The 12,872-nt window shown below is 71.2% G+C and carries 11 protein-coding genes; 7 read left to right on the forward strand and 4 right to left on the reverse strand.

The features are described from left to right. Positions 1–194: 194 nt before the first annotated feature. The 4 genes from ACGF5T_RS29560 to ACGF5T_RS29575 form a co-directional block, all read right to left on the reverse strand. Positions 195–1,403 carry a helix-turn-helix domain-containing protein gene (locus ACGF5T_RS29560; protein WP_356610341.1) on the reverse strand — a complete coding sequence of 403 codons (1,209 nt, stop codon included), beginning with the start codon at positions 1,401–1,403 and terminating at the stop codon, positions 195–197. Between the two features lie 213 nt (positions 1,404–1,616). After that, positions 1,617–2,567, reverse strand: a complete 951-nt coding sequence (locus ACGF5T_RS29565) for a hypothetical protein (protein WP_356610342.1) — start codon at positions 2,565–2,567, stop codon at positions 1,617–1,619. Positions 2,568–2,669: 102 nt separating this feature from the next. Further along, complete coding sequence (locus ACGF5T_RS29570) at positions 2,670–4,250, reverse strand: DUF6801 domain-containing protein (protein WP_366767834.1); 1,581 nt, start codon at positions 4,248–4,250, stop codon at positions 2,670–2,672. Positions 4,251–4,364: 114 nt separating this feature from the next. Then, complete coding sequence (locus ACGF5T_RS29575) at positions 4,365–4,997, reverse strand: hypothetical protein (protein WP_356610344.1); 633 nt, start codon at positions 4,995–4,997, stop codon at positions 4,365–4,367. 730 nt (positions 4,998–5,727) lie between these two features. On the opposite strand from ACGF5T_RS29575, the gene ACGF5T_RS29580 reads away from it, so the two are divergent. The 7 genes from ACGF5T_RS29580 to ACGF5T_RS29610 are packed head-to-tail and all read left to right on the forward strand — an operon-like array spanning position 5,728 to position 12,779. After that, positions 5,728–6,771, forward strand: coding sequence for an ATP-binding cassette domain-containing protein (locus ACGF5T_RS29580; protein ID WP_356610345.1), 1,044 nt, complete (start codon positions 5,728–5,730; stop codon positions 6,769–6,771). After that, the gene (locus ACGF5T_RS29585; protein WP_053141558.1) at positions 6,768–7,532 is read left to right on the forward strand and encodes an ABC transporter permease; all 765 of its coding nucleotides are present in this window, start codon (positions 6,768–6,770) and stop codon (positions 7,530–7,532) included. The genes ACGF5T_RS29580 and ACGF5T_RS29585 overlap by 4 nt, the downstream gene beginning before the upstream one ends. A 5-nt stretch (positions 7,533–7,537) precedes the next feature. Then, positions 7,538–8,344 (forward strand): ABC transporter permease, encoded by an 807-nt coding sequence (locus ACGF5T_RS29590; protein WP_356610346.1) that lies wholly within the window; start codon positions 7,538–7,540, stop codon positions 8,342–8,344. Position 8,345: 1 nt separating this feature from the next. Next, the gene (locus ACGF5T_RS29595; protein WP_356610347.1) at positions 8,346–9,608 is read left to right on the forward strand and encodes an MCE family protein; all 1,263 of its coding nucleotides are present in this window, start codon (positions 8,346–8,348) and stop codon (positions 9,606–9,608) included. Next, on the forward strand, positions 9,605–10,663 hold the full coding sequence (locus ACGF5T_RS29600; RefSeq protein ID WP_356610348.1) for an MlaD family protein: 1,059 nt from the start codon (positions 9,605–9,607) through the stop codon (positions 10,661–10,663). Before ACGF5T_RS29595 ends, ACGF5T_RS29600 begins: the two co-directional genes overlap by 4 nt. Further along, positions 10,660–11,763: an MCE family protein gene (locus ACGF5T_RS29605; RefSeq protein WP_356610349.1), complete on the forward strand. Its 1,104-nt coding sequence runs from the start codon at positions 10,660–10,662 to the stop codon at positions 11,761–11,763. Before ACGF5T_RS29600 ends, ACGF5T_RS29605 begins: the two co-directional genes overlap by 4 nt. Beyond that, positions 11,760–12,779 carry an MCE family protein gene (locus ACGF5T_RS29610; RefSeq protein ID WP_356610350.1) on the forward strand — a complete coding sequence of 340 codons (1,020 nt, stop codon included), beginning with the start codon at positions 11,760–11,762 and terminating at the stop codon, positions 12,777–12,779. Before ACGF5T_RS29605 ends, ACGF5T_RS29610 begins: the two co-directional genes overlap by 4 nt. Positions 12,780–12,872: the final 93 nt, after the last annotated feature.

Here is a 12,872-nt window from a genome sequence, read left to right on the forward strand (position 1 = left end):
GCAGGTGTGCGCCGCCGGTGAAGTGTCCGGGCTGCGTGCTCGTTGCCGAGGGGCCCGGCCACCCGCCGACTCCGTGCGGGAGGTGGCCGGCACTCGACGGCGACGCCCGGTCCCGCGGTCCGCGCCGGCGTCACGCAGGTCACCGCCGACCGGGTGGGTGACGCCGCGCCGGTGGCCGTCGGCCCGACCCGCCCCTACTTCCCGGTCTCGCGGGAGAGCAGGTGCAGGGCGCGCAGCGTGGCCTCCAGGGCGAAGCGGTGGTCGGGGTCGGCGAGGCGGTCGCCCAGGAGGGCGTCCAGGTTCCGCAGGCGGTAGCGCACGGTCTGGGCGTGCACGCCCAGCATCTCGCCCACCTGCTCCGCCGGCGCGCGCGTTGAGACGTGCACGCGCAGGGTCTCCACCAGCCGGTCGCGGCGGCTGGCCGGCAGCTGCTCGATGGGGGCCAGTTCCGCGGCCGCGAGATGGGTCACGAGCGCCGGGTCCGACAGCAGCCACAGCGTCACCAGGTGGTCCTCGCAACGGACCACGGGCGCGTCGGCCACCACACCCTCGTCGATCAGCTTGAGCACACGGCGCGCCCAGCGGACGGAGTCGGCCGCCTGGGCCAGCGGCACGGTCAGTCCCAGCACGGCGTGCGCGCCCGCCAGGGCGGCGTCGAGCATGGCCAGCCGCTCGGGGGTGAGGGCTCCGGGTATCAGCAGGTGCGGATGGGGGATGTCCAGGTCGAAGAGGACGTCGTCGGCCAGCCCGGCCTGCAGGTGCTCGGGGAGCGGCGGGCGCAGGGCCACCAGGGTGACGTCGGCCGGCAGCGGCCAGGCGGCCGCCTCGCAGAGCCCGGACAGGGCCTGCGGCAGCGGTGGTCCGGTGAGGATCAGGTGGAGGAGCCGCCTGCGCAGTGCCGGCACCTCGGACGAAGCCCGCGACTGCACCTCGACGTACCCCTCGCGGGAGATCTGCTCCAGCTCCTCGACGTAGGCGAACAGAGCGTCGGCGAAGGCGAGTATCAGGGTGGGGGAGAGCCGGTACTGCTGGCCCACGGCCCTCGCCCGGCGCAGCGCGATGCGTGCGCCGAGCCGGTACGCCCCCTGGAGGGTGTCCAGTTCGCGGCCCTCGTACGCTTCCACCCGGCCGAACCTGCGCAGCAGTTCGTCGCGGAGCGCGGCGTTCTTGCCGGGATCGGCGACGCGGTCCACGAACGCGTACAGGGCCTGCTCGACGCCTTGGCGGATGGCGTCGGCGTTGGGGCCGTTGAGCAGCCGCCCGTACACCGGGTAGGCACGGGTGACCTCGGCGCCGATCTCCTTCATCAGGCCGGGTAACTCGGGCCGCATGAAGGCGGCGAACTCCTTGGGGAGCGGTTCTAGCGGTTCACCGACTTCCGGCGGCCGCGTGGTTGAAGGCATGAGTGCCGTCCCTTGCTCTCCGGTGCCCACGGTGCACCGGTCGTGTGCCCCGGTCCTTCACGAAGGAGGCACACGACCGGACTTGACGTGATGTGTGGCTGGGCTGCTGAAGCTAAATCAAGTTCGTTGGGACGTACACAGTCTGTGCACATTTAGATGCGGTGGGACGCGGCGGGGCTCCCGGTACGGCTGGGAATCGCCGTCCCGCGGCCATTACTCGACGGCGGAGTGCCAGTTCCGCGAGAGGTGCTTGCCCGCGTCGGGGGCCACCGTGCCGGGGGCGTTCAGGCCGGCGAGGTGGGTCTGGGCGTTGTTGAGCGTCAGGCTGTTGTTCCCGGCGGCGGAGGGCAGCCCGGTCTTGGCGTTGACCGCCGCGTCGATCAGACCGAACAGACCCAGCCCGCAGCCGCTGGCACCGGGCACGGCGAAGGAGCTGTCGTTCTGCGTGGCCCCGGTGAGGTTGATGCGGCTCATCTCGCCGTCCTCGGCGACCGTGCCGTCACCGCGGAAGAACGACATGCCGAACTCGGGGAACTGCCGGTTCTCCGGGCGCAGCACGATCGGCTTGGCCGCGGTGCCGATGTAGCACTTGCTGCCGAGGAACGGGTTCTCCAGGTGGATGCGGACCGGGATGGCGACGATCGGCTGGTCGGTCAGGATGCCGGCGGTCTGGTCGAAGTCGTAGGGGGCACCCACGGACTCCACCGTCGCCGTGATCTTGTTGAGCGTGCTGTTGCTGAGCTGCTCGCAGATGGCCGTGATCGCCGGGATGTTGCTCGGGCACATCAGCCCCAGCAGCCCGCCGGGGACGGTCGCGGAGTCGGCGACCAGGGCACCGCCCGCGGGAGCCACCACGGTGCTGGTCCCGTCGGAGTTCTGGACGACGCCGATCTGGAGGTTGGTCCTGCCCGTGGTCACGGTGGTCTTGCCCAGCTTGATGGAGCCGCTCGGCGAGGTGGAGACCACACACTGCGGGGTGCGGGCCAGACCGTCGGCGGCCAGCATCGCCGGAGCGTCCACGGGACAGCGGGTGAAGGGCGCCCACTCGCCGTTGGGCACGGCGGCCGCCGCCGCGGTCGCGGTGCCCATGGAGGCGAAGGCGCCGAGGGCGGTGCCGAGGGCGGTGGCGGTGGTGGCGACTCTGGCGCCGAGGGAGAACCGCATGATGAGGCCTTCCGTGTCAGGGGATGGGAGGGTGCGGGCGGAGCCGTACGTGAAAGGGTGCGGACGGATCCGGGGGGACGGGGCGGTACGGCGCGAGGGCGGTCAGCGCTCGGCCACCGGGATCTCCAGGGGCTGCCGGTCGGGGGTGCACTCGTCCGGGTTGGGCTCCTCGGCCCAGACGTAACAGGCCTGCCCCTGGATCTGCTTGACGTAGTTGCCGGGGCCCGAGACGGAGGCCGTCAGCAGGCGGTCGAGGTTCTCGCCCTCCGCGGTGCCGCAGCCCGTGAACGCCGGGATGGTGACCTCGCCGGTCAGCGGACCGCCGGAGAGCAGCAGGTAGCCGGTGGCGGGTTCGCCGGTGACCTGTTCGCCCCGGCCGTGCAGGACCAGGTGGTCGCCGGGGAACTTCTCCGGGTCCGGTTCCGGTGAGACGAGGGACGTCCTCGTCCGGCACCCGGTCCCCACGTCCAGCGGGGTTCCGTTCACCTTCAGGGACGTCACACGCAGCACGACCGGTGCGCGGACGTAGGTGTCCGTGCTGGTGAAGAGGAAGTCGGTGGTGCCGTTCGAGTCGATGGTCATCGGACCCGTCTGCTCCAGCACCATCGTGGCGGTGGTCGGAGTGAAGTCGAAGGTGAGGAAGGTCGCCTGGAAGGGCGGGGTCTCCTTGCGCTGCTGGTAGTACAGGTCCGCGGTGGAGTGCTGCCTGATGTAGGCGCCGCTGAAGTCCGGGAAGAACTCGAACTCGGGCTCGCCCTGGGTGATGAGCGTGCAGAACGGCGGGACCAGCGCGGCACCGTCGAGCTTGTTCACGTTCGAGTAGCCGGTGATGTAGGCGTTCAGGGACATCGGGCCGGCCGGGTACTTGTCGTCGTACTTGCAGGGCGGTGCCTTCCGTTCGGCGGCGGCGGCGCCGTCCGGCGCGGGCTCGGCGACCTTCGGGGCGCGTTCGCCCTGGCGCTCCGCCGGTTCGTCCGTCGGTTCTCCCGGCGTCCCGGAGGCGGAGGGGGCCCCGGAAGGCGATCCGCTGGGGGTGCCCGTAGGTCCTTCCTCGTCCGTGCCGACCTGGACGGTGGCCAGCCGTCCGCCGTCCGGAGCCTCGTCGGCGAGGGTGCAGTCGACGGTCACCGAGGCGGGATCGGTGGAGCCGCCGTCCGGTGTGGTCAGGGCCAGGTCCAGGGCGAAGCCACCGGCGGTCATGGTCAGTTCGCCCGCCCCCTGGCCGGTCACCGAGGGCACGTCCCCCGTCGCGGTCAGCGTCAGCGGTCCGGTCGCGGTCAGTTGTGTGGGCTCCGTGCCGCCGCGCCACGTCGCCTCGGCGGTGGCCTCGCCCTGCGCCACGCCGACCGAGAGCCGGGTCGCGGCCCGTACGCCGGAAGCGCCCAGCGCCGTGAGGTCCGCCACCGCCGGCTCCGGCAGCTCGACGGTCGTGGTCACGTCCGAGGGCTCGATCGGTTCCCCGGGCGCCACCCGCTCGGGGAAGACCGCCGAGACCTCGACCGTCGCGGGCTGCTGCCCGGAGGGGAACAGGCACGTGTACGGCAGCGCGGCATCGACCTCCTGCGTACCGACCGCCCCCGCCGCCGCGGGCACGGTGGCCGCCAGCACGACGAACGCGGCGATCGCCGCGCTGCGGGCGCGGCTGCGGACCGTCCGTCGGACGGCGGTACGGGGGCCTGTCATCTCTCACTCCGCTCGGGTCGTTCCACGGTCCGCACGGCCGGTGGCGGCCGCGGCGTGCCGGCGGCCCGCACGTCCGGCCGGGATCACCGGCCGGGCGGCGAGCCGCCCTCCTGCTTACGGGTTGGACCCGACGATCTTCGGGATGGTGCTGGTGCCCGTGACCTTGACCGCGTAGTTGCCCTTGAAGGTGGGCTTGGTGGCGGTGGTGACCACGGAGCCGCAACCGGTGGCCGAGGTGACGACCAGGTCGCCGCTGACACTCGCGACCGCGAGGATGCCGGTCGAGTTGGTGTAGGTGGCGGTGGCCTTGCCCTGCACGTTGAACACGCAGGCGCCGGCGGTGACCTTGGCCTTGACGTTGCCGACGTAGCCCTTGGTCACACCGGTGGCCGCGGTGTAGTCCTGGGCGACGACGGTCCAGGGCGTGGTCGCGACGGTCGTGACGTTGCCCAGGACGCTGGTGCACGGCGCGCCGCTGGTGCCGAAGTTGATGGCGTTGATGCTGGCCACGGTCGCCGGGTTGCCGGTGGCGCTCGCCATGGTGCCCGAGGCGCTGGACGTCGTACACGTCATCGGGATGTTGGCGGTCAGGACGATGTTCCCGCTGTTGGTCGCCGAGAAGTTGGCCGGCGACGGGGTGACGGTCCAGACCGTCGACGGGACGGCCGAGGCGGGGGCGACGGTCATGGCGAAGGCGGCAACACCCGCGCCCGCCACGACGGCAATTCTTGACAGGGACTTCTTCATGACGTGGGGACTCCCTTGTGGATTGACCGGCAGAGAGGGATCTCGCCCGTACCTGTGGAGTGGGGACGGGCGCAGTGCGGCCCGGAAATCATCGACCGCGAGCCACGACGTTACTTGCGGGAAACTTAGGCGAACAATGGCGTCGGTCATGATTCTTTGGAGAACGGTAAATATCTGTTCCTCAAGTGAGCGGTCCGGAGCCCGGCATAGTCATCCGCTGCTAAGTAAGGCGCCTGCGCACGGTTCGCAGCCGGTCCGCTCCGGGGGAGGTGGGGGACGGTCCACGGGCTCCGGCCGGCCTCGCCGTACTCACCGAGTGACAAGAAGAAGGCGCGTATTTGTCGCCGCGCTGACAAACGTGCGATGGGTCAACCGAATCCTTCGGGAAAGTCGGATCCTCCTCTTGCCCGCTCAGGTTACTCAGCCGTAGCGTGCCGGGCACGGCGCTGATCTCCTGGTGGGTGCCCCCCCATGCCGAGGAGGCGCGATGGATGTATTCCGGCCTTGCCCTCCTTCAGGGGCGGACATCCGTCGGCAGGGCCGCGCGGAGCTCCTCCCTCCCGGAGCCGCGCGACCCTGCCCCGCACCCGGCGGACAAAGCGCCGGACGCGACTTGTCCACGCAGTGACAAAGGCGAGGAGGCCGGCATCCCACCGGTTGTCAGCACACCGCGCAGCGACTCGGCGTGCGCTCCGCGGCACGCACCGCTCTCACCTGCTTTGGAGGTGATATGGGAATCGAAGTAGTGGTCGAGGGCCTCACCAAGTCCTTCGGCAGGCAGAAGATCTGGCAGGACGTGAGCCTCACCCTGCCGGCCGGAGAGGTGAGCGTCATGCTCGGTCCGTCCGGCACCGGAAAGACGGTGTTCCTCAAGTCGCTCATCGGACTGCTGAAACCGGAGCGCGGCCGTGTCCTCATCGACGGCGTCGACATGGTGAACAGCCCGGAGCGCGATATCTACGAGACCCGCAAGAAATTCGGGCTCATGTTCCAGGACGGCGCCCTTTTCGGTTCCATGTCCCTCTTCGACAACATCGCCTTTCCGTTGCGCGAGCACACCCGGAAGAGAGAGGCGGAGATCCGCCGCATCGTCATGGAGCGGATCGAGGTCGTCGGTCTGCTGGGCGCCGAGGGCAAGTTGCCCGGAGAGATCAGCGGCGGCATGCGCAAGCGGGCCGGACTCGCCCGCGCGCTCGTGCTCGACCCGCAGATCATCCTGTGCGACGAACCCGACTCCGGACTCGACCCCGTCCGCACCGCCTACCTGTCCCAGCTCCTGATCGATCTGAACGCGCAGATCGACGCGACGATGCTGATCGTCACCCACAACCTCGACATCGCCGCCACGGTCCCCGACAACATGGGCATGCTCTTCCGGCGCGAACTGGTCACCTTCGGCCCGCGCGAGGTGCTCCTCACCAGCGAGGAGCCGGTCGTGGCCCAGTTCCTGGCCGGCCGCCGCGAGGGGCCGATCGGGATGTCGGAGGAGAAGGACGCCGCCACCCTCGCCGCCGAGGCCGCCGGACCGCGCGGCGCCGACGGCCCCCGGGAGATCACCCCCCAGCTGGAACCGTCCCCCGGGCTCCCGCCGCGCCGCGCCGTCACCCGGCGCCGGGAGCGGGTGCTGGGCATGCTCGACAGGCTGCCGCCCGCCGCCCGCACCGCCATCGAACGCACCTACGCGACCCCCGCGGCCACCGGGCCCACCGCGACCGGCACACCCGGCGCCACCGCCCCGACGCTCCGGATGCCGGCCACCGGGAGCGGCGCATGATCACCGGTGCCCTGCGGCAGACCGGTCGGCTCTTCGCGCTCGCCGCCGAGGTGGCCCGGGCGATCTTCCGGCGGCCGTTCCAGTTCCGGGAGTTCGTGGAGCAGTTCTGGTTCATCGCCAGCGTCACGATCCTGCCCGCGGCCCTGGTCTCGATCCCCTTCGGCGCCGTGATCGCCCTCCAGGTCGGCTCGCTCACCCAGCAGCTCGGCGCCCAGTCCTTCACCGGCGGCGCCAGCGTACTGGCCGTCGTGCAGCAGGCCAGCCCCCTGATCGTCGCCCTGCTGATCGCGGGCGCGGCCGGCTCCGCCATCTGCGCCGACCTCGGCTCGCGCACCATCCGCGAGGAGCTGGACGCCATGGAGGTCATGGGCGTCTCGCCGGTGCAGCGCCTGGTGGTCCCCCGGGTCCTGGCCACCATGGGCGTCGCGGTCCTGCTCAACGGCCTGGTCTCCGTGGTCGGCATCCTCGGCGGCTACGTCTTCAACGTCTTCCTCCAGGACGGCACCCCCGGCGCCTACCTCTCCAGCTTCTCCGCCCTCGCCCAGCTGCCCGACCTGTACGTCAGCGAACTCAAGGCCCTGGTCTTCGGGTTCATCGCGGGCGTCGTCGCCGCCTACCGGGGCCTGAACCCGCGCGGCGGCCCCAAGGGCGTCGGCGACGCGGTCAACCAGTCCGTCGTCATCACCTTCCTGCTGCTGTTCTTCGTCAACATGGTGATGACGGGCGTCTACCTCCAACTCGTCCCGCCGAAGGGAGGCTGAGGACCGTGGCCTCCCCGCTCGTCTGGCTCGACCGCTCCGGCGACCAACTCCTGTTCTACGTCCGCTCCCTGCTGTGGATCCCGCGGACCCTGCACCGCTACCTCAAGGAGGTGCAGCGGCTCCTCGCCGAGGTCGCCTTCGGCACCGGTGGCCTCGGGGTCGTCGGCGGCACCGTCGGCGTGATGATCGCGATGACCCTGTTCACGGGCACCGTCGTCGGCCTCCAGGGCTACGCGGCCCTCGACCAGATCGGCACCGCTGCCTTCACCGGCTTCGTCTCCGCCTACTTCAACACCCGCGAGATCGCGCCGCTCGTCGCCGGACTCGCCCTGTCCGCGACCGTGGGCGCCGGCTTCACCGCCCAACTCGGCGCCATGCGCATCAACGAGGAGGTCGACGCTCTCGAAGGCATGGGCATCCGCTCCCTGCCCTACCTGGTCACCACCCGCATCATCGCCGGCGTCGTCGCCATCATCCCCCTGTACGCCATCGGGCTGGTCTCCTCCTACCTGGCCTCCCGGTACGTCACGGTCCTCTTCAACGGCCAGTCCCGGGGCACCTACGACCACTACTTCAACCTGTTCCTCTCACCCACGGACGTGCTGCTGTCCGTCCTGAAGGTGTTCATCTTCAGCGTGATGGTGATCGTCGCCCACTGCTACTACGGCTACCGCGCCACCGGCGGCCCGGCCGGCGTCGGCACGGCCGTCGGCCGGTCGGTGCGCAACGCCATCGTGCTGATCAGCGTCACCGACTTCTTCCTGTCGCTGGCCCTGTGGGGCGCCACCACGACCGTGAAGGTGGCGGGCTGAGATGACCGCAGCGAACACGGCACGGGGCGCCACCGCGCGCCGCCGCCTCGCGGGCGTGGTGTTCCTCGTGGTCCCCGCCCTGCTGGTGTGGCTCGCCATCGCCGTCTACCAGAAGAAGTTCACGGACTCCGACCCGGTGGTCGTGGAGGCCGCGAGCGTCGGCAACGAGATGCACCTGGGCGCCGAGGTGAAGCTGCGCGGTGTCGTCGTCGGCGAGGTCCGCGAGATCGACGCCACCGACGACGGCGCCCGGCTCACCCTCGCCCTGCGACCCGGCGCCCTCGACGACATCCCGGCCGACGTACGCGCCCAGATGCTGCCCACCACCCTCTTCGGCGAGCGCTTCGTCGCCCTGGTGCCCCCCGCCGCGCCCTCACCGCAGCCGCTGGCCGCCGGCGCCGTCATCCCGCAGGACCGCTCGGAGAGCGCCGTGGAACTCCAGCAGGTGCTGGACGACGTCCTGCCCATGCTCACCGCGGTCCAGCCGCAGAAGCTCTCGGCCACCCTCTCCGCCGTCTCCCAGGCACTCGAGGGACGTGGCGACCGGCTCGGGGAGACCCTCAGCCTCCTCGACTCCCACCTGCGGGAGTTCAACCCCCAACTGCCCACCCTCAACCGCGACCTGAAAGAGCTGGTGAAGGTCAGTCACGTGTACGCCGACTCCGCGCCCGACATCATCACGGCCCTCACCGACTTCACCACCACCAGTGGCACCCTGGCCGAGAAGGAGAGCGAGCTGGCCGGCACCCTCGGTGCCACCACCGGCACGGCCGAGGACGTCACCGCCTTCCTCCGGCAGAACCGGGACAACATCATCCGGCTCTCCGCGTCCTCCCGGCCGACCCTGGAGCTCCTCGCCGAGTACTCCTCCGCCTTTCCCTGCACCCTGCGCACCCTCGCCGACTTCGTCCCGGCCATGGACAAGGCCCTCGGCAAGGGCACCGACCGGCCCGGCCTGCGGGTCGACGTCACCACCGTGACCTCCCGCGGCGCTTACCGGCCCGGCAGCGACACCCCCTCCTACGACGCCGGCGGCGGCCCCCGCTGCTACCCCGTGCCCTACCTGGGGGTCTCCGCGAAGCCCGCGGCCCAGGTGCCCGCGTCGGCCGGCCAGGACCTCGGCCCCGCCAACTCCCCGCAGGAGAACGACCTCGTCAACGAACTCCTCGCGCCCGCCACCGGCAAGGCCCCCGCCGACCTCCCCGAGTGGAGCAGCCTCCTGGCGGGCCCGGCGCTGCGCGGCACGGAGGTGACCCTGCGATGACGTCCGCCCGCTCCGCCCCCACCCGGCGCCGTCCACTGACCGGACCACTGCTGAAGTCCCTCGCCTTCCTCGTCGTCACCGCACTGGCCACGACCGTCCTCGGCCTGAGCGTCTCCGGCACCGGCGTCGACGACGACAGCCTCTCCTACCGAGCGCTGTTCACCGACGCCACCGGCGTCACCGACGGCGACAGCGTGCGCATCTCGGGCGTCGAGGTCGGCGAGGTCACCGACGTCCGCGTCGTCGACCGGCGGACCGCCCAGGTCACCTTCAGCGTCCGCGACGACCGCACGCTGCCCCGCTCGACGACCGCCGCGGTGAAGTACCTCAACATGGTCGGGCAGCGCTACATCGCCCTCGACCGGGGCAGCGGCGACCTCACCGGGACACTCGACGCCGGCGACACGATCCCGCTGGACCGCACCACCCCCGCGCTCGACCTGACCCTGCTGTTCAACGGGTTCAAGCCGCTCTTCGAGGGTCTGTCCCCGAAGGACGTCAACGAGCTGGCCGGCTCCATCGTCCAGGTCCTCCAGGGCGAGGGCGGCACCGTCGACAGCCTCATCCGGCACATCGGCTCCGTCAGCACGACGGTCGCCGCCAAGGACAAGGTCATCGGCGAGGTGGTGAAGAACCTCAACACGGTCCTGACCACCCTCAACGACCGCGAGGCCGACTTCGACGACCTCGTGGACACCCTCCAGAAGCTCGTCACCGGTTTCAACGGGGACCGCAAACCGCTCGGCAAGGCCGTCGCGGCCATGGGCGACCTGACCACCGTGACCGCCGACCTCCTCGAGGAGGGTCGGGCACCGCTCAAGCAGGACATCCGCGAACTGGGCCGGCTCTCCGGCAACCTCGGCGACGCCACCCCGCAGATCGAGGACTTCCTCGCCCGGACCCCCGCCAAGATGACCGCGCTCGGCCGCCTGTCCTCGTACGGCTCCTGGTTCAACCTCTATCTGTGCGAGGCGCGTGTGGGCCCCGTGACCACCTCCACCGGCGAGGACGCGCCGACCGGCATCGCGGTCACCGAAGCGAGGTGCGGCGCATGAGCACCCTGACGCGCCCCGACCGAGGCGCCGGGAGCCGGGCCACGGCCCGCCGCCCCCGAGCACCCCGCCTGAAGCCGGTCAAGGACCGCAACCCCGTCACCGTGGCGATCGTCGGTCTGCTGCTGCTGGCGCTGCTCACCGTCTTCGCCTACAACGCCGACCGGCTCTCCCTGACCGGCGGCGGCACCACCTACACCGCCGACTTCACCGAGGCGGCCGGCCTCGACGACGGCGACGAGGTGCGCGTCGCCGGGGTCAAGGTCGGCGAGGTCACCTCCGTCGCCCTCGACGGCGACCGGGTGAAGGTGACCTTCGAGGTCGAGGACGCCTGGATCGGCGACCGCACCACCGCCGCCATCGCCATCAAGACGCTGCTCGGCGACAAGTACCTGGCCCTCGACCCCCTCGGTTCGGGACGGCAGGACCCCGGCGCCCGCATCCCGCGGACCCGCACCACCTCCCCCTACGACGTCACCCAGGCGTTCCAGGACCTCAGCGGCACCGTCGACGCCATCGACACCCAGCGGCTCGCCGAGAGTTTCGAGACCATCTCCCAGACCTTCGAGAAGTCGCCACCGCACGTCCGCAAGGCGGCCACCGGCCTGTCCGACCTGTCGAAGTCCGTGTCCAAGCGCGACCGTGAACTGTCCGAACTGCTCAAGGGCAGTGCCCGGTTCACCAAGACGCTGGAGACCAAGAAGTCCAGCTTCGAGACCCTCATCGAGGACGCGGGACCGCTCCTCGGCGAGCTGCGCGACCGCCGCGACGCCATCGACGCCCTCCTCGACGGCAGCCGCGACCTGGGCACCGAACTCGGCGGCCTGGTCGAGGACAACGACAAGCAACTGGAGCCCACCCTCAAGGCGCTCGGCCGGGTCACGACCGTCCTGGAGAAGAACGGCACGCAGCTGGACCGGACGCTCGCACTGGTCGGCCCCTACTACCGCCTGGTCGGCAACACCCTGGGCAACGGCCACTGGTTCGACAGCTACCTCTGCGGGGTCGTGCCCCGCGACTACCTGCCCGCACAGTCCCAGCCCACGAACGGGTGCATGCCGCCGAAGCAGCAGGCGGCGGCCCCGGGGAGCGGTGAGCGATGAGCAGACGCAGAAGACTCCTGTCGGCAGCGATCGCCCTCGCCGTGGTCGCCGCCGGCCTGGCCACGGTCCGGGCCCTCGACGACGACGGCACCCGCGTCACCGCCTACTTCGACCGCGCCGTCGGCATCTACGCCGGCTCCGACCTGCGCATCCTCGGCGTCCGTGTCGGCGAGGTGGAGTCCGTGGAGCCCCAGGGCACCCGGGTGCGGGTCGAACTCGCCCTCGACGAGGGCGTCCAGGTCCCCGCCTCGGCACGCGCCGTGGTCGTCGCACCCAGCGTCGTGGCCGACCGCTACGTGCAGCTCACCCCGGCCTACCGCTCCGGACGGGCCCTCGCCGACGGCGCCGTGCTGCCCGCCTCGCGCAACCGCACCCCCGTCGAGATCGACCAGCTCTACGCCTCCCTCACCGACCTCAGCGAGGCCCTCGGGCCCGAGGGCGCCAACTCCTCCGGCGCCCTGTCCGAACTGCTGAAGACCGGCGCCGCCAACCTCGACGGCAACGGCGCGGCGATCGGCGACGGCATCGAGGAGTTCGGCAAGGCCGCCAAGACCCTCGACGGCTCCAGCGACGACCTGTTCGCCACCCTGGGCAGCCTGCAGACCTTCACCACCATGCTGAAGGACAAGGACACCGACGTGCGCACCGCCCAGGAGCGCCTGGACACCGTCGTGGGCTTCTTCGCCGACAACAAGGACGACCTGGCCGGTGCCCTGGAGGAACTCGGTACCGCCCTCGCCCAGGTGAAGACCTTCATCCAGGACAACCGGGGCGAGCTGAAGAAGAACGTCGACAAGCTCGTGCCGATCACCGAGACCCTCGTCCGGCGGCGCGCGTCCCTGGCAGAGGCCCTGGACGTCGCCCCGCTCGCCGCGGGCAACGTGGTGAACGCCTACGACACCGGCACCGGCATGCTCGACGGCCGCGCCAACCTCAACGAGATCAGCATGGGCGGCCCCCTGCTGCCCCTGCCGGTCACCGGAGGCGCGGCGAACTCGGGGGAGGGGGCCCGATGAAGCGCGTCGTGGGACGCCGGGGCCGGGGGAGCGACCCGGTGGAGGCGCCGGGCGAGGACCAGGTGGAGACCGAGCGGGCCGACCGCGTCGAGG

It is taken from the genome of Streptomyces sp. NPDC047853, assembly GCF_043204535.1.
GTDB lineage: Bacteria > Actinomycetota > Actinomycetes > Streptomycetales > Streptomycetaceae > Streptomyces.

What these genes read in the sequence shown, in the direction of transcription:
- ACGF5T_RS29560 (WP_356610341.1), bottom strand. Translation starts at nt 1,403, where the DNA reads ATGCCTTCAACCACGCGGCCGCCGGAAGTCGGTGAACCGCTAGAACCG.
- ACGF5T_RS29565 (WP_356610342.1), bottom strand. Translation starts at nt 2,567, where the DNA reads ATGCGGTTCTCCCTCGGCGCCAGAGTCGCCACCACCGCCACCGCCCTC.
- ACGF5T_RS29570 (WP_366767834.1), bottom strand. Translation starts at nt 4,250, where the DNA reads ATGACAGGCCCCCGTACCGCCGTCCGACGGACGGTCCGCAGCCGCGCC.
- ACGF5T_RS29575 (WP_356610344.1), bottom strand. Translation starts at nt 4,997, where the DNA reads ATGAAGAAGTCCCTGTCAAGAATTGCCGTCGTGGCGGGCGCGGGTGTT.
- ACGF5T_RS29580 (WP_356610345.1), top strand. Translation starts at nt 5,728, where the DNA reads ATGGGAATCGAAGTAGTGGTCGAGGGCCTCACCAAGTCCTTCGGCAGG.
- ACGF5T_RS29585 (WP_053141558.1), top strand. Translation starts at nt 6,768, where the DNA reads ATGATCACCGGTGCCCTGCGGCAGACCGGTCGGCTCTTCGCGCTCGCC.
- ACGF5T_RS29595 (WP_356610347.1), top strand. Translation starts at nt 8,346, where the DNA reads ATGACCGCAGCGAACACGGCACGGGGCGCCACCGCGCGCCGCCGCCTC.
- ACGF5T_RS29600 (WP_356610348.1), top strand. Translation starts at nt 9,605, where the DNA reads ATGACGTCCGCCCGCTCCGCCCCCACCCGGCGCCGTCCACTGACCGGA.
- ACGF5T_RS29605 (WP_356610349.1), top strand. Translation starts at nt 10,660, where the DNA reads ATGAGCACCCTGACGCGCCCCGACCGAGGCGCCGGGAGCCGGGCCACG.
- ACGF5T_RS29610 (WP_356610350.1), top strand. Translation starts at nt 11,760, where the DNA reads ATGAGCAGACGCAGAAGACTCCTGTCGGCAGCGATCGCCCTCGCCGTG.